The 23,869-nt window shown below is 46.6% G+C and carries 20 protein-coding genes, 1 other RNA gene and 4 pseudogenes; 13 read left to right on the top strand and 12 right to left on the bottom strand.

Annotated features, from left to right (window positions below):
* Positions 1–7 precede the first annotated feature (7 nt).
* Both yihA and argB read left to right on the top strand, forming a co-directional pair.
* A complete protein-coding gene (yihA, locus tag JCM23214_RS04645; protein WP_025897829.1) occupies positions 8–652 on the top strand; it encodes a ribosome biogenesis GTP-binding protein YihA/YsxC in 645 nt (214 codons plus the stop codon).
* 18 nt (positions 653–670) lie between these two features.
* A complete protein-coding gene (gene argB, locus JCM23214_RS04640; protein WP_025897827.1) occupies positions 671–1,582 on the top strand; it encodes an acetylglutamate kinase in 912 nt (303 codons plus the stop codon).
* An 18-nt stretch (positions 1,583–1,600) separates the two neighbouring features.
* On the opposite strand, the gene JCM23214_RS04635 is transcribed toward argB, so the two are convergent.
* Positions 1,601–2,857, bottom strand: a complete 1,257-nt coding sequence (locus tag JCM23214_RS04635) for a DUF2336 domain-containing protein (protein WP_025897825.1) — start codon at positions 2,855–2,857, stop codon at positions 1,601–1,603.
* Between the two features lie 2 nt (positions 2,858–2,859).
* A complete protein-coding gene (locus JCM23214_RS04630) occupies positions 2,860–4,650 on the bottom strand; it encodes a sensor domain-containing diguanylate cyclase (protein ID WP_148301767.1) in 1,791 nt (596 codons plus the stop codon).
* 110 nt (positions 4,651–4,760) lie between these two features.
* On the opposite strand from JCM23214_RS04630, the gene JCM23214_RS04625 reads away from it, so the two are divergent.
* Together JCM23214_RS04625 and dapD are read left to right on the top strand one after the other, a co-directional pair.
* The gene (locus JCM23214_RS04625) at positions 4,761–5,453 is read left to right on the top strand and encodes a pyrimidine 5'-nucleotidase (RefSeq protein ID WP_025897822.1); all 693 of its coding nucleotides are present in this window, start codon (positions 4,761–4,763) and stop codon (positions 5,451–5,453) included.
* 86 nt (positions 5,454–5,539) lie between these two features.
* Positions 5,540–6,385, top strand: a complete 846-nt coding sequence (gene dapD / locus JCM23214_RS04620; RefSeq protein WP_025897821.1) for a 2,3,4,5-tetrahydropyridine-2,6-dicarboxylate N-succinyltransferase — start codon at positions 5,540–5,542, stop codon at positions 6,383–6,385.
* A gap of 29 nt (positions 6,386–6,414) precedes the next feature.
* On the opposite strand, the gene JCM23214_RS04615 is transcribed toward dapD, so the two are convergent.
* The gene (locus tag JCM23214_RS04615; RefSeq protein WP_025897820.1) at positions 6,415–7,305 is read right to left on the bottom strand and encodes a DMT family transporter; all 891 of its coding nucleotides are present in this window, start codon (positions 7,303–7,305) and stop codon (positions 6,415–6,417) included.
* Between the two features lie 151 nt (positions 7,306–7,456).
* On the opposite strand from JCM23214_RS04615, the pseudogene dapE reads away from it, so the two are divergent.
* Both dapE and JCM23214_RS04605 read left to right on the top strand, forming a co-directional pair.
* A pseudogene (gene dapE, locus JCM23214_RS26910) lies at positions 7,457–8,627 on the top strand (succinyl-diaminopimelate desuccinylase).
* A gap of 3 nt (positions 8,628–8,630) precedes the next feature.
* Positions 8,631–9,209: a hypothetical protein gene (locus JCM23214_RS04605; protein ID WP_025897819.1), complete on the top strand. Its 579-nt coding sequence runs from the start codon at positions 8,631–8,633 to the stop codon at positions 9,207–9,209.
* A gap of 1 nt (position 9,210) precedes the next feature.
* Here JCM23214_RS04605 and JCM23214_RS04600 read toward each other — a convergent pair whose 3' ends face one another.
* On the bottom strand, positions 9,211–9,696 hold the full coding sequence (locus JCM23214_RS04600) for an Lrp/AsnC family transcriptional regulator (protein WP_025897817.1): 486 nt from the start codon (positions 9,694–9,696) through the stop codon (positions 9,211–9,213).
* 261 nt (positions 9,697–9,957) lie between these two features.
* On the opposite strand from JCM23214_RS04600, the gene JCM23214_RS04595 reads away from it, so the two are divergent.
* From JCM23214_RS04595 to astB, 5 genes and pseudogenes are all read left to right on the top strand, one after another.
* Complete coding sequence (locus JCM23214_RS04595; RefSeq protein ID WP_025897816.1) at positions 9,958–11,133, top strand: aspartate aminotransferase family protein; 1,176 nt, start codon at positions 9,958–9,960, stop codon at positions 11,131–11,133.
* A 7-nt stretch (positions 11,134–11,140) separates the two neighbouring features.
* Positions 11,141–12,367, top strand: coding sequence for a hydrolase (locus tag JCM23214_RS04590; protein WP_025897814.1), 1,227 nt, complete (start codon positions 11,141–11,143; stop codon positions 12,365–12,367).
* Complete coding sequence (locus JCM23214_RS04585; RefSeq protein WP_025897813.1) at positions 12,364–13,389, top strand: arginine N-succinyltransferase; 1,026 nt, start codon at positions 12,364–12,366, stop codon at positions 13,387–13,389. The genes JCM23214_RS04590 and JCM23214_RS04585 overlap by 4 nt, the downstream gene beginning before the upstream one ends.
* Positions 13,390–13,393: 4 nt before the next feature.
* A pseudogene (gene astD / locus JCM23214_RS19080) lies at positions 13,394–14,862 on the top strand (succinylglutamate-semialdehyde dehydrogenase).
* Positions 14,862–16,205: an N-succinylarginine dihydrolase gene (astB, locus tag JCM23214_RS04575; protein ID WP_025897812.1), complete on the top strand. Its 1,344-nt coding sequence runs from the start codon at positions 14,862–14,864 to the stop codon at positions 16,203–16,205. Before astD ends, astB begins: the two are co-directional and overlap by 1 nt.
* Here astB and truA read toward each other — a convergent pair.
* From truA to def, 3 genes and pseudogenes are all read right to left on the bottom strand, one after another.
* Positions 16,193–16,936, bottom strand: coding sequence for a tRNA pseudouridine(38-40) synthase TruA (gene truA, locus JCM23214_RS04570; RefSeq protein ID WP_025897811.1), 744 nt, complete (start codon positions 16,934–16,936; stop codon positions 16,193–16,195). The two genes, astB and truA, sit on opposite strands and share 13 nt — an antisense overlap.
* A pseudogene (gene fmt, locus JCM23214_RS19075) lies at positions 16,936–17,849 on the bottom strand (methionyl-tRNA formyltransferase). Before fmt ends, truA begins: the two are co-directional and overlap by 1 nt.
* Before the next feature lie 16 nt (positions 17,850–17,865).
* A complete protein-coding gene (gene def / locus JCM23214_RS04560; protein WP_025897810.1) occupies positions 17,866–18,387 on the bottom strand; it encodes a peptide deformylase in 522 nt (173 codons plus the stop codon).
* Between the two features lie 117 nt (positions 18,388–18,504).
* Here def and JCM23214_RS04555 point away from each other — a divergent pair, with 117 nt between their 5' ends.
* Positions 18,505–19,704, top strand: coding sequence for a DNA recombination protein RmuC (locus JCM23214_RS04555; RefSeq protein ID WP_025897808.1), 1,200 nt, complete (start codon positions 18,505–18,507; stop codon positions 19,702–19,704).
* Here the strand turns inward: JCM23214_RS04555 and recR are convergent, their stop codons facing one another.
* The 5 genes and pseudogenes from recR to ffs all read right to left on the bottom strand — a co-directional run bounded on the left by recR (position 19,705) and on the right by ffs (position 22,665).
* The gene (gene recR, locus JCM23214_RS04550; protein ID WP_025897806.1) at positions 19,705–20,301 is read right to left on the bottom strand and encodes a recombination mediator RecR; all 597 of its coding nucleotides are present in this window, start codon (positions 20,299–20,301) and stop codon (positions 19,705–19,707) included.
* Between the two features lie 16 nt (positions 20,302–20,317).
* Entirely contained in the window at positions 20,318–20,641 is a 324-nt protein-coding gene (locus JCM23214_RS04545; protein ID WP_025897805.1) for a YbaB/EbfC family nucleoid-associated protein, read from the bottom strand.
* Between the two features lie 13 nt (positions 20,642–20,654).
* Entirely contained in the window at positions 20,655–21,050 is a 396-nt protein-coding gene (locus tag JCM23214_RS19070; RefSeq protein ID WP_148301766.1) for a hypothetical protein, read from the bottom strand.
* A 173-nt stretch (positions 21,051–21,223) separates the two neighbouring features.
* Positions 21,224–22,483: pseudogene (locus JCM23214_RS19065) on the bottom strand (DNA polymerase III subunit gamma/tau); the annotation flags it as partial.
* A 91-nt stretch (positions 22,484–22,574) separates the two neighbouring features.
* Positions 22,575–22,665, bottom strand: an RNA gene (ffs, locus tag JCM23214_RS23020) — signal recognition particle sRNA small type.
* A gap of 451 nt (positions 22,666–23,116) precedes the next feature.
* Here ffs and nudC point away from each other — a divergent pair.
* Positions 23,117–23,722, top strand: coding sequence for an NAD(+) diphosphatase (gene nudC, locus JCM23214_RS19060; protein ID WP_084264555.1), 606 nt, complete (start codon positions 23,117–23,119; stop codon positions 23,720–23,722).
* The last annotated feature ends 147 nt before the right edge of the window (positions 23,723–23,869 follow it).

The following is a 23,869-nucleotide window of genomic DNA, read 5'->3' as shown; positions in this document are numbered from 1 at the left end:
AGTTTGTATGACAAACGATAATACAACTGAAAATGAGGCGGCTTTTATTGAAGGAGGCCGCCTCCTTTTTGCACAGGACTGTCAATTTGTAGCAGGTGCAGCTACACTTGATATGCTACCAGATTTACCGCTCAATGAAGTCGCGTTTGCTGGACGCTCAAATGTGGGAAAATCCAGCTTGATCAATGCCCTTACCGGGCGGAATACACTTGCGCGAACCTCAAACACGCCAGGTAGAACCCAGCAAATCAATTTCTTTGAGCTTGGCGGAAAGCTATCTTTGGTAGACTTACCCGGGCACGGGTACGCGAAAGCCTCAAAGTCCAAAATCGCTGACTGGACTCATCTCGTAAACACCTATCTCAAAGGCAGAGCCAGGCTCCGCCGCGTATGTCTGCTAATTGACTGTCGCCATGGTTTAAAAGATATAGACCGAGACGTAATGAAAATGCTGGATACAGCTGCGGTAAGTTATCAAATTGTGCTCACAAAAACGGACAAATCGAAAAAAAGTGAGCTTGAAAAAGTGATTGAGAAAACAGAAGCTGAACTTAAAAAGCGGCCAGCTGCGCATCCTCAGGTATTCCTGACCAGTTCAGCAAAATCTGTTGGAATCGCTGAGCTGAGGGCCGAATTGGCTTCTTTGGTATAAAATGTTGGGGACTAGAATATGAGTGACAATCAAATGCCTGTGGAAGAGCAGCTGAAAAAAGCAAAAATACTGTCCGAAGCCCTCCCCTATATGCATCAGTTCTCCGGACAGACTTTTGTGATTAAATATGGCGGACATGCGATGGGGGACAAAGCCCTGGCGCAAGACTTTGCAAGAGACATAGCTCTACTGAAACAGGTTGGCATAAACCCCATAATTGTTCACGGTGGCGGCCCACAGATTGGACAAATGCTGGATCGCCTTAAAATTCAAAGCTCTTTTGTCGATGGGTTGCGTGTCACTGACAAAGCAACAGTTGAAATCGCTGAAATGGTTCTAAGTGGATCGCTTAACAAAAATATCGTTATGGATATTAACGAAGCCGGAGGGCTTGCCGTTGGATTGTCAGGCAAAGACGGGAACCTAATTGAGGTGCAGAAACTCACCCGCACCAAAAGGGATCCTGACAGTAACATCGAGCGTATTCTGGATTTAGGATTTGTAGGGGAGCCCTGCCGTATCAACCCCGAACTTCTGCAAAGCCTTGAAGAAATAGATGTAATCCCCGTTATTGCCCCAATCGGAGTTGGACCAAACGGTCAAACATTCAACATCAACGCAGATACTGCGGCTGGACATATCGCCGCTGCAATTGGCGCGAGCAAATTGATCATGATGACTGATGTTGAAGGTGTGTTGGACAAAGAGAAAAAGCTGATTAATCGCCTGACTCCAATTGAAGTAGAAAAACTTCAAAACAACGGAACCATTGTTGGTGGCATGATTCCAAAACTGGAAACCTGCCTGTTTGCCTTGGAAAATGGTGTAGATGCCGCCCATATTCTAGATGGACGTATCCCCCATGTTCTGCTGTTGGAAACCTTCACAGAACACGGGATTGGAACAATGATCCATCAACCCGAACCTTAAAAGGTTCATGGAAAATTTCTACTCATCCGCGAAGAACGACAACTGCCAATCCATATCCTTGTCACTGAAAGGATACTCAACCCCATCACGGGCATTAACCAATTCCCGTGGTGAAACATGAGCGATTTCCTTTTGCATCTTGATCGCCATACGCATACTCAACTTGGCTTTCCAGCAAAGAGCAGTCACAACTTTTCCATTTCTCGACTTTAATATCGCACGCACTTTGCCAACACTAATGCCAGACATGAGACACAGGGCCATATGGACAAAATCCAGCTGTCGCTTATCTACAGCTTCCTGAAGCGATTCCTCGTTCAACCGACCCGCTGACCATAATTTTTCAGCCTTTTTTTCCTGCTCTTTACTTTCCGCCAAATCAAGATCATTGGCTTCATCAATTTTGCCTTTAACCTGTTTTTTGAGCTCCTTCTCAACCTCTTTTGAGAGGTTGTTTTTTTCAACCAGCTTATCCACGAGAGATGATGCAACAAACCCTGCAATGCGCTTCATCGCACGTATGGACAAATCAACGCGCATTACAAGTGGTTCGTGAAGTGTTTCAATACCTTCCGCCTGACTGATCAGTTGATCAAGTGTTTCCTCCCGAACACGCGCGGATTTATTAGCGAGCAAAGCGGCAACTGCCGGAACTTCAAGAGTGGCCGCAACGGCATCCGTCACATCTTCTGCCAAATTCTTACGCCGCGCGATTGCTGGTAAGCTACCGGTTGCAACTCCACTCGCAATTATCTCAAGAAGATCCGCTTCGGAAAGCAGTGGTGAATATTCCAGAACCGGGCTAGCTACAATTTCCTCGGCATCTTTGGCCAAAGACAGAATGATGTGCTTTGGCGCCTCCAGACTTTCCTTCAGGGCCTCAGAGACAATCGCTCTGACAGCCGGAAGCTGGTCCGCAGCAAGTAACTCCAGTGTTTCAATCGTCTGTTCCCGGACCTGGCCGGCTTCATCGCCTGAGAGACTTGGCAGCAACCTACATATTTTTCTCGCAAGCTCGGACCTGACTTCGTCGTTTTCATCCTGCGCCAGAATATTATTTGCCTGATAGGGAGTATTCTCATTTTTCGCGACAACTTTTCTAACGTCGCTCGATTTGTCCTCCGTCAAATAATATAAAACCTCCGGCTTGGCATGAGGATTTGCCGCAAGTTTGGCCCGAACTTTCGGATTTTTATCATTCGCGAGCAACTTGCTTTCCTCATAGCTGATCGCTTTTACCTTGTTTCGTCCAAACAGTTTCCCCAGAACCATCATATTTATCCTTGTTTTTGTTTAAGCTGAGCGGATTCAGTCGCCAAATGATAGGAACCTTTGCCTTTGGCTTTCACCTGATACATCGCTGAATCAGCGACAGCCAACAACCCCTCAAGTGTTTCTTCATCCTCGCCCGATGCGCACACGATCCCAATTGAAAAACTCAATGCAGGATCAGTTACATCCAGTTCTTTGGAAACCACCGTGCATTTTCGCTGCAATTCGGTTGCCTTTTCAATCGCTTCAGACGAAGTCATATTTTCAAACCAAACAGCAAACTCGTCACCGCCAAGACGAGCAACCAAATCACCTACCCGACTGTTTTCATCCAGTAACTTGCTCACAGCCTTGAGCACCTCGTCTCCCTTTTCGTGGCCGAAGCGGTCATTTACTGGCTTAAAGTTATCCAGATCCACATAGAACAAAGCGTTATTAACCTTTGTGCGTTTCCCGTGGGCGATTCTTTTAGTGACATCCTGATGGAAAGCACGGCGATTAAGCAGTCCGCTTAACTCATCAGTACGGGTAATCTCTATTAACTTCTCACGCGCTTTAATCTGAATAAGGGCAACTTCAAGATGCTCTGCTAAATGGCGCAGCAAATGACTTTCTTCCTCGTCAATTTCTAGAGCTTCTTCAGTCCTTACGAGGGCGACAAAACCATCAAGTTCCCCTTTCGCGACAAGTGGACTTATATACAGTCTCCATGTCTCAAACTGCTGTTGAACTAATGTCGCCGTCTGGTGTGCGATTTTGTCTTGAGATTGAAACCAGTCGTTCAAAAATTGATGAGTAGCTGCATCTACTCCTTGATGAAAAACAGTTGCAAGATGTCCAGATGTATCTTTTCTCGCGATTACCAACCGTGACGAGTTAAGAGCTTCGCAAGCACCGTTACCGGCCAAATTGAACAATTTATCCGGATCCAACTCTGTTCTGATGGCATTCACAATGGCGCCCAGCACTTCCTCCTGTGCAGCCAGTCTCTCCATCCGACTAATTCTTGCCATTTCTTCAGTTACATCACGTCCTGCTCCCCGACTTCCTTTCCATTTCCCGTCTTCGTCAAATAAAGGAATGGATGTAACGCGCATATTGACCAATGCATTGCCTTTAGCGCGCAACCAGACGAGTTTATCTGAAACCGGGGTCGGGGTGGAAAACGGATTTTCTATATCCACTGCTTGGTTGCTTCCCTCCCCCATCAACAAGCCCGCTGCGGACATTCCATCAAGCTCCGCTGCGCTGTAACCCATTCCACCTCGAGGGGAGACATATTTAAACAATCCATCCTCATCAGTTTCAAAAACAAACTCGGCTGTACACGTGACCAGGTCCTTGAACAATTGACGCGATGCTACCAACGCATTGGTCAGATTTCTTTGAATCGACACATTCTTTGCCAACACCAGATAACGGCCCCTGACATCTTCCAATGGCAAAAAGGTGAGATCATATACTTCCGTTTCACAGCCCTGCCGCTCAACGGACGCAACCTGAAAACTGGGGCCTTGCATGCGGCACCCTTTTATCAATGCATCACGCAGCGTCCCGGTTTCCTCATGATCAAGGGCAAGGATCAACTCCTTGGCTTCAGGATTTTGGAAAACAATAGACAAGTGCTGGTCCACAACAAAAGCGGGCCCTGGAAAACTATCAAGCAAACTATGCTGGCGAATATCAAACTGGCCCAAACTCCCATCAGAGTTTCGCCTCCACTTTTCCCAAAAAGCCAGCTGATTACGAATAAAGCCCATAGTGATCCATACGCTGAAAATTAGTCCAGAACTCAATGGATTGAACCTTACTAAGCTTAACTTAACAGCTGCTTAAATTGTGTATTTCAGTGCGATTACACTGAAAAATACTTGCAGGCATATAAGCTACAGGCATAATCCGTCACATGATTAAAGAAGCAAACTGGTCACATTTTACAGAAATCGACGTCTGGATTTTCGATCTGGATAACACTCTATACCCCGCTCATTGCAACTTATTCGCTCAAATGGATGTAAAAATGGGTGAATTCGTCGCTAACTTCCTGGACATAAGCTACGACGAAGCCAAAAAGCTGCAGAAACAGTATTTTTCAGAATATGGGACAACATTGAACGGTCTGATGACCTGTCACGGGTTAGAGCCGCAGGATTATCTGGATTACGTCCATGATATCGACATAACACACATTGAGCGAGATGAGCGACTAAACTCAGCCCTTGAACAGATTGACGGCAGAAAAATAATCTTCACTAACGCGTCCACAGCTCATGCAATGAATGTATCACGGCAATTGGGAATAGATCACCATTTTGAAGATGTATTTGACATTCATAAAACAAACTTTGTCCCCAAGCCTGAAAAGTCAGTTTATGAACAGCTGATAAGCGATCTGGATATCAATCCAAACCGGTCCGTCTTTTTTGAGGATATGGCAAAAAACCTGAAGCCTGCTCATGAACTCGGTATGAAAACGGTCTGGATTCCGAATCAAGAAAAATGGTCACATGAACAGGCGACAGGTGATCACATTCATCATATTGCAGAAGATCTTGGCGACTGGCTAACTGAACTGATTTCCAGTCGCAACGCTATATAATGAATATGGCATGCGACTGCTTGTTGACTTAATCAGTTGGGCAGGTATGTTTCGTGCAATATTTACTAAACTCCAAGGAAACACTGATGAGTTTTGCAGACCTACAGCCTGTAATTGAAGCCGCATGGGATAACAGAGAAAGCATTTCCCCTGCAACTACAGGCGAATATAGAGATGCCGTTGAAACTGCGCTTAACGCTCTGGATGGCGGGCAAGCCCGTGTCGCGGAAAAAAACGCTGACGGCTGGCACGTCAATCAATGGCTTAAAAAAGCGGTCCTACTGTCATTTCGCCTAAACGATATGGCCGAAATCGCTGGTGGCCCCGGACAAAACACCAATTGGTGGGATAAAGTTCCAAGCAAGTTTGAAGGCTGGACTTCAAGCGAATTCAAAAATGCTGGCTTTCGTGCTGTACCGGGAACAATTGTTCGGCGTAGTGCTTATATCGCGCCAAACGTTGTGTTAATGCCAAGCTTCGTCAATCTGGGCGCCTATGTGGACAGCGGAACAATGGTGGACACTTGGGCAACTGTTGGCTCCTGTGCTCAAATTGGTAAAGATGTGCATTTGTCTGGCGGTGTTGGTATCGGCGGCGTTCTGGAACCTTTACAGGCGGGACCAGTCATTATTGAAGATAACTGCTTTATCGGCGCTCGTTCAGAAGTAGTTGAAGGTGTTGTCGTTGAAACAGGTGCAGTGCTTTCAATGGGTGTCTTTATTGGTGCCTCCACAAAAATTGTAAACCGGGAAACCGGTGAAGTTCATATTGGTCGCGTTCCAGCCTATTCGGTGGTCGTACCCGGCAGCATGCCTGGCAAACCGCTTCCTGATGGAACTCCAGGTCCCAGCCTGTATTGTGCTGTGATTGTTAAGACTGTAGACGAACAGACACGCTCTAAGACTTCAATTAACGACCTGCTTCGTGACTGAGCAGAGTGAACACAACGAATTGAAGCCCGCTAGCTGATAGCGGGCTTTTTTTTGTTTTCCCGGTAGACCATATATAGTCCGCTCGCTGCGATTATTGCCATCCCTACCCACACGTTTAATCCTGGCACCTCACCAAAGAAAACAAACCCGAATGTTACAGCCCATAACAGACCGGTATATTCAAACGGTGTAATGGCGCCAACTTCCCCAATCGTAAAAGCCTTCACAATGAAAAAATTTCCTGCCAACGATAAAACTGCCATCGCAGCAACTGCCAGTAAATCAGGAAACGGCATGTCTTTCCAAACGAAAAACACTGTCGTGGAGCTGAGCAACGTAACCCAGAATGTTACATAAAACACAATAGTGAAAGTCGGATCCACGCGCCCGAGCCACCGACTACTTAACATCAACAGGCAATAAAAAAGACTTGCAGCCAGAACCAAAAATACGGCTGGGTTAAATATATCACTTGTCGGTTGAACAACATATAATACACCACAGAAGCCTACTATAATGGCACCCCATCGATGAATACCTACCTTTTCCTTGAACAAAGGTACGGACAACGCGGTCATAACAAATGGTGCGATGAAGAAAATTACCGTTGCCTCAGCCAATTGCATTGAAGTGAGCGCGGTAAAGAAACACAGCGGTGCCAGAAACCCAAACAATCCGCGCAAGCCATGCGCCCAGAACCTGCTGGTTTTGACAAGCCGAATTCCTCCCATAAATGGCATGAGCGCACTCAACAAAACCATATTGATGCAGCCACGCAGGAACAAAATCTGAAAGCTCGAATACTCGCTTGTCACAAGAAGTTTTGCCACCGCATCCATGCTGGCAAGCATGAAAATCGCGAGTACGATGTAGACAATGCCCAACAGATTATTATTCACAATGTGAATTGGATTTGACATTCGCAAACTCATTTATGGGGATAACAGCGCGGCCGCTGGTAATTGAAACTTGTTCAATGAATTGCACTGCTTAAGTGCACTGTCAAGAAAGTTATCCTTCATGCGGGTCAAGATTATTGACCAATCTGTTTAGCAGCGCTATTGCTCATCTATGACTTATATGAATGATATTGACGTAATTGAACTGACGCAGGCACTCATGCGCTGCCCTAGCGTTACTCCTCATGATGCTGGTGCACTGAACGTTCTACAAGAAACGCTTGAATCCATTGGCTTTGAATGTTTCAGGCTGAAATTTTCAGACGCAAATACTCCGGACGTTGAAAACCTGTATGCACGGTATGGAACTTCAGCTCCAAATTTCTGCTTTGCCGGGCATACAGATGTGGTTCCGCCCGGTGACTTGCAGCAATGGAGCGTAGACCCCTTTGACTCGGTAATTAAAGACGGCATGCTTTATGGTCGCGGTGCAGCCGATATGAAAGCCGCAGTTGCATGTTTTGCGGTATCAGCTCAGCGTCTAATCAAATCCCGTAATGGCAAACTTAATGGATCGATTAGCCTACTGATTACAGGCGATGAAGAAGGGCCTGCGATAAATGGCACTCGAAAAGTACTCGAATGGATGTCAGAACAGGGGGAACATATTGACCACTGCCTGGTTGGTGAACCCACGAACGACAAAACTGGGGGAAATGGTAAAGATTGGCCGACGAGGGTCATTTACAGGATTTTTAACTGTGGAAGGCGTTGAAGGCCACGTGGCCTACCCGCACCTGGCAGACAATCCAATTCCGCATCTGGTCGCAATGATGGGCGCACTTGATGACCTCAAGCTTGACGATGGCAGCGATCATTTCCAACCCAGCAATCTTGAATTCACAACGGTTGATGTTGGAAATCCAGCAACGAATGTTATCCCCAAAACAGCCCGTGCCACTTTTAACATCCGTTTTAATACTCACCACTCACTTGACAGCCTGGATCAACAGATCAGATCTGTCCTAGATCAGGTCGCAACAGAAAGAAACGCCAAATACGAGCTAAGAGTCCTTAAAAATTCAGAACCCTTCTTAACGGCAGAAGGTGACTTCAGCGAGCTTGTTGCGGGTTCCATTGAGCGTCATTTAGGAACTCGACCAGATATGTCGACGACTGGCGGGACCTCAGATGCACGTTATATCAAGAACTACAGCCCTGTTGTAGAATTTGGGCTGGTTGGCCAGACTATGCATAAAGTAGATGAATGCGTTGCCCTTGAAGATATAACGACACTTGCCGATATCTACACAAGTATTCTTGACGGGTATTTCAAAACATAATCAATGACCAGTTTTGCCGAGATCACAAGTTCCATTCAAGGCTGTCTTCGCCTCGCCAAGGGGGACAGCCAGGCTCTTGGCTATTTTAATATTTCTTCCGGCGGGTTCTGGTCATCATTGACCGCGCTTGTTCTGGGCCTGATCATTGCGACAGTTCAGATTTATATTGAAATCCACGTCTTCAACAGTAGCGATATTCCCGCGGTGCAGGGCCTTAAAGACGAACCGCTCGATTTCTCATTTGTTCCAATAGTGTTAATGCTGGCAAGTTGGATCAGTTTTTTGACAATTATCTACTTTGCAGCCCGCTCTGCAGGTCTAATCAATCACTATTGGACTTTCTTTATCGTATATAACTGGAGCCAACTGACCATTATTGGGATTTGGTTTATAATCTCGGTTTTTATACTGGGCACAGTTGGCATTCAGTTTTTCTCACTTGCGTTTTTCCTCTACCTGATCGCCAGTTATGTCTATTTATGGTACATGACAACACGCACTTTGCAGGCTTCACCGCTTATGTCACTCGGTGTCGTACTTATTGAATTTCTGGTCACACTAACCTTTGTTGTTGTATTTTGAGCTACTGAAGCAAGTCATCCAACGGGTATTTGCTAAAAGGCTTTGTTTCCGACATCACAACGTGAGTTTTGATATTCACAACATTAGTGCCTGAATTCAAAAGCATCTCGTTTACCTCGTGATAGCGCTCCATATCAGCACAGACTATTCGCACGATAAAATCACACCCTCCACTAACCGTGTCGCATTGAACCACTTCATCCAAGGTTTTCACAAATCGTTCAAAGGTACGAAAGTCTTCCTGACGATGCTGCCCGAGCGATACCATCGCAACACAAGTGATATACCGGCACAATCTCTCGAGATTTAACTGAGCGTGGTAGCTTTCAATACATCTATCTTCTTCCAGCTTGCGAACACGGGCCAAACAGGAACTGGGCGACAGATTCACTTTCTCAGCCAGTTGCTGGTTGGTGATGCGTCCTTCGGTCTGAAGCACCGAAAGAATATTCTGGTCAATTCGGTCTAAAGCCCTTTTTTCTCTCATATCTTGGCTCACACTCTGCTGTACTCGTAATTCTCTTTGTATCCAATAGCCGCAAAACTCCCTTATTACAACAGATTTGACTTGGCGCAGATTTAAACTAATTGAATGTTAAGCCCATTTTTGTCCTACGAAATTAAATTCGGCGATATTTGTTCTTAAAGCGAAATAATTCGTTCATTTAGCTTAAGTTCAGCACCCCATTTCGCAACGGTTGAAGTATTTTTATGATCTGACAATTAAATAGACGAGGTTCGATTTCAGATGACAAACTCTGCGCTAATGGCAACCTACTCCCCTCCTGAAGTAATTTTCGAATATGGTAAAGGATCATATCTTTATTCGAAAAGTGGTGAAAAATTCCTCGATTTCATTTCAGGGATTGCTGTTACAGGGTTCGGACACGCTCATCCTCATCTCGTTCAAACCTTGCAGGAACAAGCCAGTAAATACTGGCACAGTTCAAACATGTTTCGGGTAGAGGCTGGTGAAATTCTGGCTCAAAGACTTGTAAAACACAGTTTTGCAGATCAGGTGTTCTTTGGGAATTCTGGTGCAGAAGCAGTCGAAGCCGGATTGAAAATGATGCGCCGCTACCATTTCGACAACGGGAACCCAGAACGATATCGAATTATCGGAATGAACAACTCCTTTCACGGCAGAACTCTGGCAACAATTGCCGCCGCAGGCAATCCGTCTCATACCAAAGGGTTCTTTAAAGGAGATATGGGATTTGACCATGTTCCCTTTGGAGACATAGAGAAACTGGAAGCTGCCATTACCAATGAAACTGCCGGCATCATTTTGGAACCTGTACAAGGCGAAGGAGGTGTTCTACCTGCACCGGATGGGTATTTAAAACAGGTACGAACACTTTGTGATCAACATGGCATTTTGCTGATGGTGGACGAAATTCAATGTGGCATGGGCCGCACCGGAAAGCTTTTCGCCTATGAGTGGGCGGATATCATCCCCGACATTCTAGCCTCCGCCAAAGGGCTTGGTGGTGGCTTTCCTATCGGCGCATGTCTTGCCAGTCAAAAAGTAGCCGATTGCATGGTGGTTGGCACCCATGGCTCAACCTTTGGGGGAAACCCTCTTGCAACGGCTGTAGGAAATGCCGTGCTTGATCTGATGCTAGAGGATGGATTTCTGGAAACGGTCCAAACGCACGCTAAAACACTCTGGAATGGGCTAGAAGACATTCAAAAGCTTCACCCCGAATTGATCACAAATGTACAGGGTAAGGGGCTTATGCTCGGACTGAAGTGCACAATCTCAAATGCGGAACTTATCTCCAATCTGCGCGAAAATTACCTGCTCGCCGGAAGAGCGGGGAGTGACATACTCCGCTTGCTGCCGCCTTTAAACCTATCAGACTCCGAAATAGATGAGGCTCTGTCCATTCTAGATAAAACGCTAAAGTCAATTGCAGGATAATAAAGTCATGAGCCTTCCCGATTTCATCGCAAAATTAACTGAAGATCAATACAAGCTTATCGAGCAGGTGATCACATGGGCAAACGTTAATTCGGGTTCCTTGAACATTGATGGCCTGCAGAACATGGCTGAACTATGCTCCGAAAAACTGCGTTCCTTTGCGGACCAGGTTGAGGTCTGTGAAAGTGACGAAATGGAAGTTGTTGATGCGGCAGGAAACGTAAAAACTCAATCGCTCGGACCTGTTGTCATTGCTCAAAAACGCCCCAAAGCAAACAGACAAGTGCTTCTTGTCGGGCACATGGATACCGTCTTCCCCAAGGACAACCATTTCCAAAGCTGTAAGATCACCGATGATGGATACCTGCACGGACCTGGTGTCGCCGATATGAAAGGCGGAATCACCGCCATGCTTGCAGCATTGCAGGCATTCGAAAACAGTCCTTATAAAGATCAGATTGGATGGACCGTCCTGTTGAACTCAGATGAGGAGATAGGCTCGCATGGTTCAGCGCGTTACCTGAAAGAATATGCGCAAAAGGCCCATATTGGAATGCTGTATGAGCCGTCAATGCCAGATGGCACCTTCGCTGGAGCGAGAAAAGGAAGTGGTAATTTCACAATTACCGTCAAAGGAAAAGAAGCCCATGCAGGACGCGAGCATCATCTGGGACGAAACGCAATTGTAGCCATGGCCCCATTAATTGCTCAAATTGACAACCTGAGCGGTAAAATTCCTGAATTAACCGTAAATGTTGGAAAGGTTGCGGGAGGAGGTCCACTCAATGTCGTTCCCGGCCTTTGCCAAATGAGTTTTAACGTTCGCCTTGCCAACTCAAAAGACCAGAACTGGCTTTTGGAAAAACTCCATGCTTTGCTGAAAACCTTCAACGAGAACCCTGACTACAACGCCACCTTGCATGGAGGATTTTCAAGACCGCCAAAACCAATGACGGATGAATTAAGGGCCTTTTTTGAACTGACATCAAAATGCGGAAAAGAACTTGGCCTCACGATAAACCATGTTTCCACGGGCGGCTGTTGCGATGGTAACAATTTGGCGGATGCGGGCCTGGTCAACATTGACACATTGGGTGTCCGCGGAGCCAATATTCATTCAGATAAAGAATATATGGTAGTGGAAAGCCTTGTTGAAAGAGCGCAATTATCCGCCTTGATCCTTCACCGACTGGCAGAGTCTCCTGAACTTTTTCCCACCGGTAGACAGTCATGATTTTCATTCGCCCTGCACAGACAGATGACTTGGATAGCCTATTGAATATTTCTCTGGTTACCGGCAGCGGGATGTCTTCCATGCCAAGTGATCTACAATCATGGAAATCAAAAATATCGACCAGCATTGCCAGCTTTGCCAAAAATGTAACCGGCCCTGAGGGTGAAATTTACTTCATGGTAATGGAAGACAGCGCTTCTGGTGAGGTTGTGGGTACAACAGCGATTTACGCTGGGGTCGGCCTGGATCAACCGTTTTACTCCTACAAGGTATCCAAACTTGTATCCTTCTCCAAAGAGCTCAACAAGAAAAATGAGCTACAAGTCCTGCATTTGGTAAATGATTTCACCGGGGCCACTGAAATTGGCTCGCTATATTTACATCCTGATTACCGAAAGGATGGCAATGGGCGCTTCCTTTCCAGAAGTCGTTTTTTAATGCTGGCCGATTTTCCGAGCCGTTTTGGCGAACCGATTATTGCCGAATTGCGAGGCTGGCAGGATGACACAGGAAGGTCCCCTTTTTGGGAGCATCTAGGGCAGAAATTTTTTGGCCTTGGTTTCGAAAACGCTGACTTCATGAGCTCTGTTAAGGGAAAGCAGTTTATCGCGGATCTAATGCCGCGACATCCAATTTATGCCGACATTCTCCCTGACGAAGCTCAAACCGTGATTGGCAAGGCTCACAATGCATCGGCCCCGGCTTTGCGACTTTTGGAAAAAGAAGGTTTCAGGCAAAGCGGATATGTGGATATTTTTGACGGAGGGCCAACAGTTCAATGTCAGTCCCATAACATTTCGACAACCCGAAATGCACAATCCGCCACAGTGAAATCGATTGTTGCAGGTGAACAGATTTCCCCATCTCAACCCCGCTGCATTTTAAGCAACAGAAACATCCAACACTACAGGCTAGTCTGCGATCACTTAATCATCCATGACGACGAAACAGTTTCAATCTCCGAAATCGCGGCAAAAATTCTGAAGCTATCAAGCGGCGATTTAATCAGTTATGTGGAATAATCAAATGAACTATGGACAGCTCTATATCAATGGCGACTGGCGGCAAGGCACTGGAGGAAAACTCGAGTCACGAAACCCCGTGAATCACGACATTATCCTGTCTGGAAACTCAGCCTCTACTTCAGATGTGGAACAGGCAATTGATGCTGCTTCAAACGCGTTCCGGGATTGGGCGTTAACATCTGTGCAAAACCGAATTGAAATTCTGAAAAGCTACCAAAAGGCCCTACAAGACGCCTCAGATGAACTGGCTCACCTCATTTCAAGTGAAACAGGAAAAGTACTATGGGAAGCTAAAACTGAAGTGGGCACGATGGTCGGAAAAATTGACCTGTCAATCAAAGCCTATAATGACCGGACGGGCACAAAAAGTTCTGAAAATAGCGGTGTTATTAGCCATTTAACACACAAGCCTCATGGCGTATTGGCTGTATTTGGGCCTTTCAATTTTCCCGGTCACCTTCCAAACGGTCATATCGTGCCAGCATTACTGGCGGGAAATACAATAATCTTTAAACCAAGCGAGCAAACACCGGCGGTGGGAGAGTATATGGTACGCCTTTGGGAAAAGGCAGGGCTACCGACAGGCGTTTTGAATCTGGTTCAAGGTAGCAGGGAGTGCGGCATCGCACTTAGTACATCGGACAAGCTCGACGGCCTCTTGTTCACTGGTAGCTCCCATACAGGCAATCTCTTACACAGTGAATTTGCAGGTCAGCCTGAAAAAATTCTCGCGCTTGAAATGGGAGGGAACAATCCTCTGATTATAAGCGAGGTCGATGACATACCAGGGGCAGTATATCATTGCCTGCAATCTGCTTATATTACCGCGGGTCAACGATGCACCTGTGCCCGCCGGCTAATTTTGCCTGCGACCTCAAATCGCGAAAAATTTCTTAAAACACTCATTAGCGCTGCAAAAACAATAAAGGTAGGCCCTCAAGAAAATAACGAAGAACCGTTTTACGGTTCAGTAATATCTAATGAAGCGGCAGATCGACTTCTTGAGGCTCAAGCTTCCCTCATTGACCAAGGCGCGAAGCCACTGCTAACGATGCAACGCATTCACGCAAATCTACCCTTTCTCTCTCCGGGAATACTGGATGTCAGCGATATCGAAAATTTGCCTGACGAGGAGTATTTTGGCCCCTTGCTTCAGGTTATAAAAACCCAAAGCTTTGAAGATTCCATTGAGATCGCAAATAAAACCAGATTTGGGCTAAGCGCTGGCCTGTTTTCTGATGATGCCGAGGAGTTTGCAACCTTCCATGCGCTTATTAAGGCTGGAATAGTGAACTGGAACAGGCCTCTTACAGGTGCGAGTGGTGCCAGCCTTTTGGAGGGGTTGGTGCCAGTGGAAATCACAGGCCCAGTGCCTATTATGCCGCTGATTATTGCGCTTATCCAGTCGCATCCTTGCAAGCACCACAAGCAGACTTACCTAAAACTTTATTGCCTGGAATTAAACTTTGATGCCTCAAGAATATAACGTTGATGGGTTGGTTGGCCCGACCCATAACTTCTCCGGACTATCATTTGGTAATATTGCTTCTTTCAAAAATGCTGCAGATATTTCAAATCCCAGGGAAGCTGCCTTGCAAGGTCTTGAAAAAATGAAAACCCTCTCTTCAATGGGTTACCTGCAAGCCGTTTTACCCCCTCAGGAAAGGCCACATATTCCGACACTCAAAAAACTGGGTTTCAGTGGATCTGATGAGCAAATCCTGAAAACAGTCATGCAGCAAGACCCCTCATTACTTGCTACCGTCAGCTCTGCTTCCGCTATGTGGGTTGCAAATGCCGCCACGGTAAGCCCATCTGCTGACACGACAGATCACAAAACACATTTCACACCGGCAAATCTGGTTGCGATGCCACATCGATCCATCGAAACAGCAACGACAAAACGGATATTACAATCCATATTCTCGGCACCACACCTTTTTGAGCACCATGACCCTTTACCATCGATCAGTCAATTTGGTGACGAAGGTGCGGCAAACCACACTCGTTTTTATAATACTGACAATGCAGCAGGGGTGGAGCTATTTGTTTACGGCACTCCAGAATTAGATAGTCACGCTCATACAATCCAACCACGCAAATTTCCTGCGCGGCAGACCCTTAGAGCTTCACAAGCGGTAGCGCGTTTACATAAGCTGAATTCAAATACAGCGGTTTTTGCTCAGCAGAACCCCGACGCTATTGATAGCGGTGTATTTCATAACGATGTTATTGCAGTAGGCAACAGAAACTGTTTGTTTTTCCATGAAGAAGCTTTTCTAAATACGTCTAAACTGATGGATGACTTAAGAACACGCATACCGTCTATTACATTGGTAAAAGTCCCTTCAACTGCAGTTCCACTAAAAGACGCAATTACAAGCTATCTGTTCAACACCCAGCTTGTGAATCTTAATGAAGAAAAGGGAACGATGTGCCTTATTGCGCCTATGGAGTGTATGGAAAACACAAATGTAAAGTCTTACCTTGATGAGCTCATTCAACAGGAAACACCAATTCAGGATGTTCAGTTCATCAATGTCCGACAAAGTATGAAAAATGGAGGAGGACCAGCCTGTTTGAGACTGAGAGTTCCTCTCACTGATGAAGAAAAGCAATCAATAAACGCTAATGTGTTTTTAACTGATGCCTTATACTCAAACTTAAAAGCATGGATCCAACGCCATTACCGGGACAAACTGAGTTTCACAGATCTGGGCGATCCGGAACTATTGAAAGAATGCAGAACAGCATTGGATGAATTAACAAACATCCTGAAACTGGGATCCGTATACGATTTTCAACTGTCATAACTGACAGAAGACAAATACAAGCCCCAAGGTGGTGCGTTTGGGCCAGCTTTTTGCCGGTCACGAGCAGCCAGTGCACTTCTGACATCGTCAACATTCCACTGTCCTGTCCCTACTAAAGACAGTGTACCAACCATGGCGCGTACTTGATTGTGCAAGAATGAGGGTGCGCTTACATGGCACTCTATGACATCACCAGATCTAACAACATCCAGCTTACTTAAGGTTTTGATCGGACTTTTGGCCTGACATGCCGCCGCCCGAAAGCTCGAAAAATCATGCTTGCCGATTAAAATTTCTGCACCATGCTGCATAGCTTTGTGGTCAAGTTCACGTTTTACGTGCCACGCATACCCTGCATCCAGGGCCAGCCGTGCCTGACGGTTTATTATTCGATAAATGTAAGACCGTCCGGTCGCTGAAAATCTGGCATTGAAGTCTTCTGAAACTTCTTCACAGTCCAGAATCGAAATCCTACTGCTTCCCAAATGATGATTAACAGCATTCTTGACTGTTCGTGGTTCATGACGGTCCGTCAAATCAAAGCTAGCAACCTGACCATAAGCGTGAACGCCTGCATCTGTGCGTCCAGCTCCCTGAATTCGGATATCTTCACCGCAAAACCTAGCGATTGCCTCTTCGATATACTGTTGAACAGATGGTCCATTTGTCTGGCGTTGCCATCCGACCAGATCTGTTCCGTCATATTCTATGGTGACGCGGTACCGCGGCATTAGCCTAGCCTGCTCCCTTTTGGCAATGGAAAACCATTAACAAATGCCTTCATCGCCATCGGAGATTTTCCTGATCTCTGCAACAGGGTCAACTTTAACGCCCCGTGGCCACACGCAACAGTCAACTCGTTATCGAGCAGTTCTCCGGCACGCCCTTCCCCATCAACAACCTCTGCATTCAAAACTTTTACGCGCGTTCCTTCATATTCGAAATATGCCCCTGGAAACGGCTTAATCCACGAATATGTCTGCATAATTCTTCCGCCGGACGGGACCATTCAATACGCGCTTCAGCTTTATCAATTTTATGGGCGTACGTAATTCCATCTTCAGGTTGGGGTCTCGGGATTAGGGTGCCTGTCTCGAGCCTGTTTACGGTATCGATCATTAACTCAGCGCCCACGATTGCAAGTTCATCATGCAATTCACCGGCCGTCATGGAGTTCGTTATTGGAACTTGCTCCTCTGCCAACACATCTCCCGTATCAAGCCCTTCAGCCATCTGCATGATGCCTACCCCCGTGACTGTGTCTCCCGCCATTATCGCGCGCTGTATGGGGGCAGCGCCACGCCAACGCGGTAAAAGAGAAGCATGCAAATTCAAGCAACCATGCCTGGGGGCAGTTAATATCGGCAAAGGCAAGATCAAACCGTAAGCGACAACTATTGCAACGTCGATATCCAACGCAGCAAATTTTTCCTGCTCAGCCTCATCCTTCAAAGAGTGGGGAGTTCTTACCTCAATCGCATTTTCAGATGCCACTTGATGGACAGGGCTTGGACGCAATGACTTACCGCGTCCGGCACGTCTGGGAGGTTGGGAATAAACGCAGACAACCTTGTGTTCAGATTTTAAAAGCGCTTTTAACACCGTAACCGAGAAATCTGGTGTTCCCATAAACGCAATACGCAGCGCTGTCATAGTAATGCTAACCAGCCATTTTCTTTTGCTTGAGAAGCTTTCGGAGGATCATATTGCGTTTAAGCGCTGACAAATGATCCACAAAAAGTATTCCATCCAGATGGTCGATTTCATGCTGAATGCATGTCGCTAAAAGACCATCAGCGTGCAATTCCTGTTTATCGCCCTGCTCATCAAGGTAGGAAACTTTTATTTCTGCCGGACGAACGACATCTGCATAGTGAGCGGGAACCGACAGGCACCCTTCCTCATAAACACTATCCTCGTCGGAGACCCACGTAATTTCCGGATTAATAAGCGCGATCGGTTGCGGATCACGGCTTTCATCATTTTTACCAACAACGTCAACCACTAACAGACGTTTTTGTACACCGACCTGAATCGCCGCCAACCCTATTCCCGGTGCGTCATACATGGTTTCAAACATATCAGCGACAAGCTTGCGAGTCTCGTCATCAACTGTTTCTACTGGCGTAGAAACCGTTTTAAGTCGTGGGTCAGGTGCAGTAATAATTGGCAAAAGGGCCATGGTGTTCCAACATTCTTCAAGCTACAATAGCGGGTCTAAAAATTATCCTTTAGGTATTACTCTGCTGGGCAAACGTCAAGGTTTATGCAGAATTTGTGGTTATAATCGGGGGCTTCCTTGCTGGAAATTATATTGGTCGGTGCCGTTATTGTGCTCGTTTTAGCGATCGGACTTGTTTCTTGGAAAATCACCAGATCGGAGAAAATGTTACAACACGCACTTCGTAGCAGCGAAAATCTGGCAAGGCTGACAGAAAATGTCATGAATCAGCAATCCAGACTGGAAGGCCAGCTTGCCCAAATGTCCAGTGAAGGTGCAGCAAGCCAGAGTGCCATTAACAAAACACTTTCTGAACGATTGGATGCCGTGTCTAAGCGTCTAGGAGATAGCCTCGCCCAGCAAACCGAATATACCAATAAGACAGTGACTGAACGTCTCGATAAAGTCTCTAAGCTACTGGGTGACAGTCTTAATCAAACAACTGAAAAAACAAGTAAATCCCTAAGCGAATTGCAGCAGCGCCTCGCTATTATTGATCAGGCGCAATCAAACCTGACTGACCTTTCAACACAAGTTGTAAGTCTTCAGGATATTCTGGCAAACAAGCAGGCCAGGGGAGCATTTGGAGAAATTCAACTCAACGATCTCGTAAAGTCGGCACTCCCCCCCTCATCTTATGAGTTTCAGGTTACCTTGAGCAACGGCAAGCGAGCGGACTGCCTCATCAAACTGCCAAACCCTCCAGGGTCGATTGTGGTGGACGCCAAATTTCCACTCGAAAGTTTTCACTTAATGCGCAATGCACAGACCGATGCAGACAGGCAAAATGCAAACCGCGCTTTTGTAAGCGCCATGACCAAACATATTAGTGACATTAATCAGAAATACATAATTGCAGAAGAAACAGCGGAATCAGCGCTCCTTTTTCTACCATCCGAAACCGTTTATGCGGAGCTGCACAGCAACTTTCCGCAGATCCTTCAAAAATCATATGACGCCCGTGTCTGGATCGTATCCCCAACGACTTTAATGGCCACGCTTAATACGGTCAGAGCGGTTTTGAAAGATAGTCAGATGAGAGAGCAAGCCGGCGTCATTCAAAAAGAGGTGGGCACGTTACTCAAAGATGTCGAACGCCTCGATAAACGGGTAGAAAATCTGTCCAAACATTTTTCTCAGGCCAGTCGGGACATTGCGGATATTGAGACATCTTCAAGAAAAATCAGTAGCCGTGCTGAAAAAATTGAAGATTTGCAACTGGGAGAGCAGGCAAGTGATGAACTGCTCTCAAATCCAACGGAAGCTCTGCGGCAGTAATCACTGCACTTTCCGTCGTGAATTCAGTGCAGTTGCCAAAGTTCCGTCATCCAGATAATCAAGCTCTCCGCCAACTGGTACCCCATGAGCAAGATGGCTGATCGTCACGTCACATTCATCCAGTCTTTCTGCTAGATAATGTGCGGTTGTCTGGCCATCAACGGTCGCATTCAGTGCAATAATCACTTCTTCCACGACGCTACTTTCAGCTCTATCAATTAAACTTTCAATTCGCAAATCCTCAGGCCCCACACCATCCAGCGCTGACAAGGTACCTCCGAGAACATGATACAGCCCTTTAAACACACCCGCACGCTCCAGCGCCCAAAGATCTGACACGTCCTGCACAACGCAAAGGATCTTGGAATCCCGGCGATCATTTTGGCAGACCGCGCATGGGTTAATGGTATCCAGATTTGCACAAACAGTGCATTCCTGCACATTCCTTGCAGCGTCATCCATAGCTTCTGCAAGAGGGACCAGCAGATTTTCCTTATTTTGAATTAAATGCAGCGCAGCCCTGCGTGCCGAACGCGCTCCGAGCCCTGGCAGTTTGGATAAAAGCCTGACCAAGTGATCGATTTCAGATGTACCCATTGATAAAAGGACCGACTTAAAACGGCATTTGCATTCCGGGAGGTAGCTGCAAACCGCCAGTCATTTCTTTCATTTTTTCCTGCGTATAGGCTTCTACCTTGGCCCTCGCGTCTGAATGTGCAGCCTTGATCAAATCCTCCATCATTTCAATTTCTTCCGGATCTACGATACTTGGATCCAGCGAAAGACCCTTCATGTCACCTTTACCATTTAACGTGACTTTGACCATGCCAGCACCCGCCACACCAGTTATCTCATGACTCTCCAGTGACGCTTGCATTTCAGCCATTTTGGTTTGCATTTCCTTGGCCTGCTTCATCAGGTTTCCAAGATTTTTCATTTAAAACTCTCCACTACTCAATGTCATCACCTTCGGATATATCCTCAGGAATCATATTTTCAATATCTGGCGACAGGTCACGGACTTCGCGTACAGACGCGCCTGCGAAAACTTCTTTAATTTTCTGAACAACCGGATGATTTTCAGCAGCAGCAATCATCGCTGCTTTGCGGCTCATACGCATTTCCGCAATCGTGGGCCCACCCTCGACATCCGAACTCATTGAGACCTGCCAAGGCTTTCCGGTAATTTCACGAAGACGCCGGCCAAGTTTTGCCCCCAAATCAGCAGGCGTGCCGGGAGCTGGGCTGAACAATAGCTCACCATCAGTAAATTTGATCGGCCTGACAAAATTAATAACCTGCCCCTTAAGCATCACATCACTACGATCTTGCAGCAGCTCAATCATCTGCTCGACCGAAGTTAGCTGTTCAGTTTCACTCACAGGTGAAGGGTTTAGAGCGATATCTGGTTGTTCGGCTGCGATATTTTCAACCGCGCTATCAGATACGACTGACAGATGCGCCTTGGAGCATTGTTCGCTTCAGCCTTCTGATGGGGGGTCGGATTTGAGACAGCTAATGCTGCCGATACGCCATTTGTCCCTGCACGAGCTGACGTTCCTCCGCTTGGCGTTGAAATTGTACCTCCTGAAATCGAGTGCTCAGATGAATTTGAGGATTCAATTTTTTTTGCCAAATCTTCGGGGCTCGGTAGATCGCTGGCAAATGCCAGACGAATCAGCACCATTTCAGCAGCAGCAATTGCCATCGGCGCTTGCCTTACCTCTTCAAGCCCCTTTAGTAACATTTGCCAGGCACGCGCCAACACTGGCATGTTTAGCTTGCCCGCCATAGCACCTGCACGTTCAATATCAGAGCTTCCCAAAGCAGCCGTACTTGCCGAATCTGGCGTCACCTTTATTGTGGTCAACCAGTGAGTAAGCTCCAGCAAATCCTGAATAATCACAACAGGATCGGCACCGCGATCGTATTGATTTCGTAAAATACCAAGTGCCTCTGCGACATTCCCTGCAAAAATAAATTCCAGCAAATCAAGCATTCTGGTTCGGTCAGCCAAACCCAACATATCCCGGGCTTGCTCTGCGGTTACAGTCCCGTCACCGTGCGCAATTGCCTGATCCAGCAAAGACAATCCATCACGCACAGACCCTTCTGCAGCCCGCGCAATAAGCGCAAGAGCATCTTCATCTACCGACGCGTTTTCTTTTTCCGCTATTTTAGAGAAATAATCTTTTAATGTATCTGCATCGACGCGTTTTAAATCGAACCGCTGACACCGCGACAGAACCGTAATTGGTATTTTTCGAATTTCTGTTGTCGCAAAAATAAATTTCACATGCTCCGGCGGCTCCTCAAGCGTCTTTAGTAAAGCATTGAAGGCATTTTTCGACAGCATATGCACTTCGTCGATTATATAAATCTTGTATCGAGCATTGATCGGAAGATATCGAACGCCATCAATCAGTTCTCTGATATCATCAACACCGGTGCGGCTGGCCGCATCCATTTCTAGGACATCCTGATGACGATCCTCTGCGATGGCTTTACAATTGTCGCAAACACCGCACGGATGAACAGTGGGGCCACCATTTCCATCCTCACCAATGCAATTCAGCCCTCTCGCTATTATGCGTGCTGTTGTAGTTTTGCCGATCCCTCTGGTGCCTGTTAAGACGAACGCATGAGCAAGACGTCCGGAATCCAGTGCATTGGATAAAGTTCGAACCATCGCCTCATGACCAATCAGATCGTCAAAATTGGATGGGCGGTACTTTCTGGCAAGGACGCGGTAAGCTGATTTTTGAGTTTCTTCTGACATGTGCCCAGCTTACCAGATAGTTTTAAGAGCAATCAAAGCCTAATCGTCACAAGAGATCGGAAATATCTGTTCAGAATAAGTGGGAAATATAAGAAGACTGGCAATGACCCGCACCGAAACTCGTTACGGCTGCTTCCTTCCGGACCTGACCGGGTTCGCGAGGGGCACGCCCACGCCAGCCTTCCACCGCTTATATCAGTCAGCTTGACCTGAGATGCAACCCTTTTTTGGGAAAAATTTGCAACAGCTCCCAATTTGACGATAGTCTGTGAAAAAAACTGAACCGTAAAATCAATTTGAGTCCAAGAAACGAATCCAAATGACAAAGCCTCTCGTATTTACCGGCAACCGCTTTGACCGGGCCTCTCATCTGCGTAATGACGTAGACTGGTTTAAACAAAAACTTGAAGACCCATCCAGCCGTTTCCTGCCAATGCACAATCTGAAAGCGCTCATTGAACTGGCGGGGGATCCTTGCATTGACTGGAGAGGCGCCAGTGACATCAAGTCGTTTCTGGAAGCGGGAGCGACACTGGTTTTTCTTGGCCTAGCCGACTTTGCCGCTCATTTCGCGATCGACGTTTCCACAATTGAAAACCCAAAAAACTCCCCAATTCCGACTGGGGAAAATTTATTGATGTTCGCAATATTTCATCACAATTACGCCCAGGAGAAGCAGGTGCTCTGGCACAGGCGCGATCTTTGCTTGCGTGGCACGAAACTCATCAATTTTGTGCAAAATGTGGATCAAAAACCGAATCTGCTGAGCTTGGGTACTCGCGAAAATGCTGTAATGACCAGTGTAATGCGACCCACTTCCCCAGAACGGACCCTGTTGTGATAATGATGGTGGTCAAGGGAGATAACTGTCTTTTGGGTACTGGTCATCACTTTCCCAAACAGCAATACTCCGCACTGGCCGGCTTTATTGAGCCAGGCGAAACAATAGAACAGGGTGTGAGGCGTGAAGTTTTCGAGGAAACCGGCGTGCGCACAGGTGAGGTAACCTATCATTCTTCACAGCCGTGGCCCTATCCCTCCTCGTTAATGATCGGTTGTTTTGCGGAAGCTTTGAGCGAAGAAATTACTCTCGAAGAAGCAGAGCTTGCAGATGCCCGCTGGTTCAGCAAAGCGGAAGTTCGCAAAATGCTGGCAAGGTCGGGCACCAGTGAAACACCCCGTATGTCACCGCCAATGGCCATCGCCCACCAATTGGCAAAGTCATGGGTTGAGGACTAAATGTGACAGAAGCAGATAACAATCAGGTCGGATATTTTGCTGCAATGCACAAATTCATATGGTTGTTTCCAGTGATGAAATACTTTCGTTTTAGAAAATCTCTCAGTGAATCGAGGCATCATCTTAACTTGTTTTGATTGATGCAAA

Source organism: Sneathiella glossodoripedis JCM 23214, from assembly GCF_000616095.1.
GTDB classification, from domain to species: domain Bacteria; phylum Pseudomonadota; class Alphaproteobacteria; order Sneathiellales; family Sneathiellaceae; genus Sneathiella; species Sneathiella glossodoripedis.
Note: the sequence above shows the minus strand (reverse complement) of the source record. Positions and strands in the feature narration are given on the sequence as shown.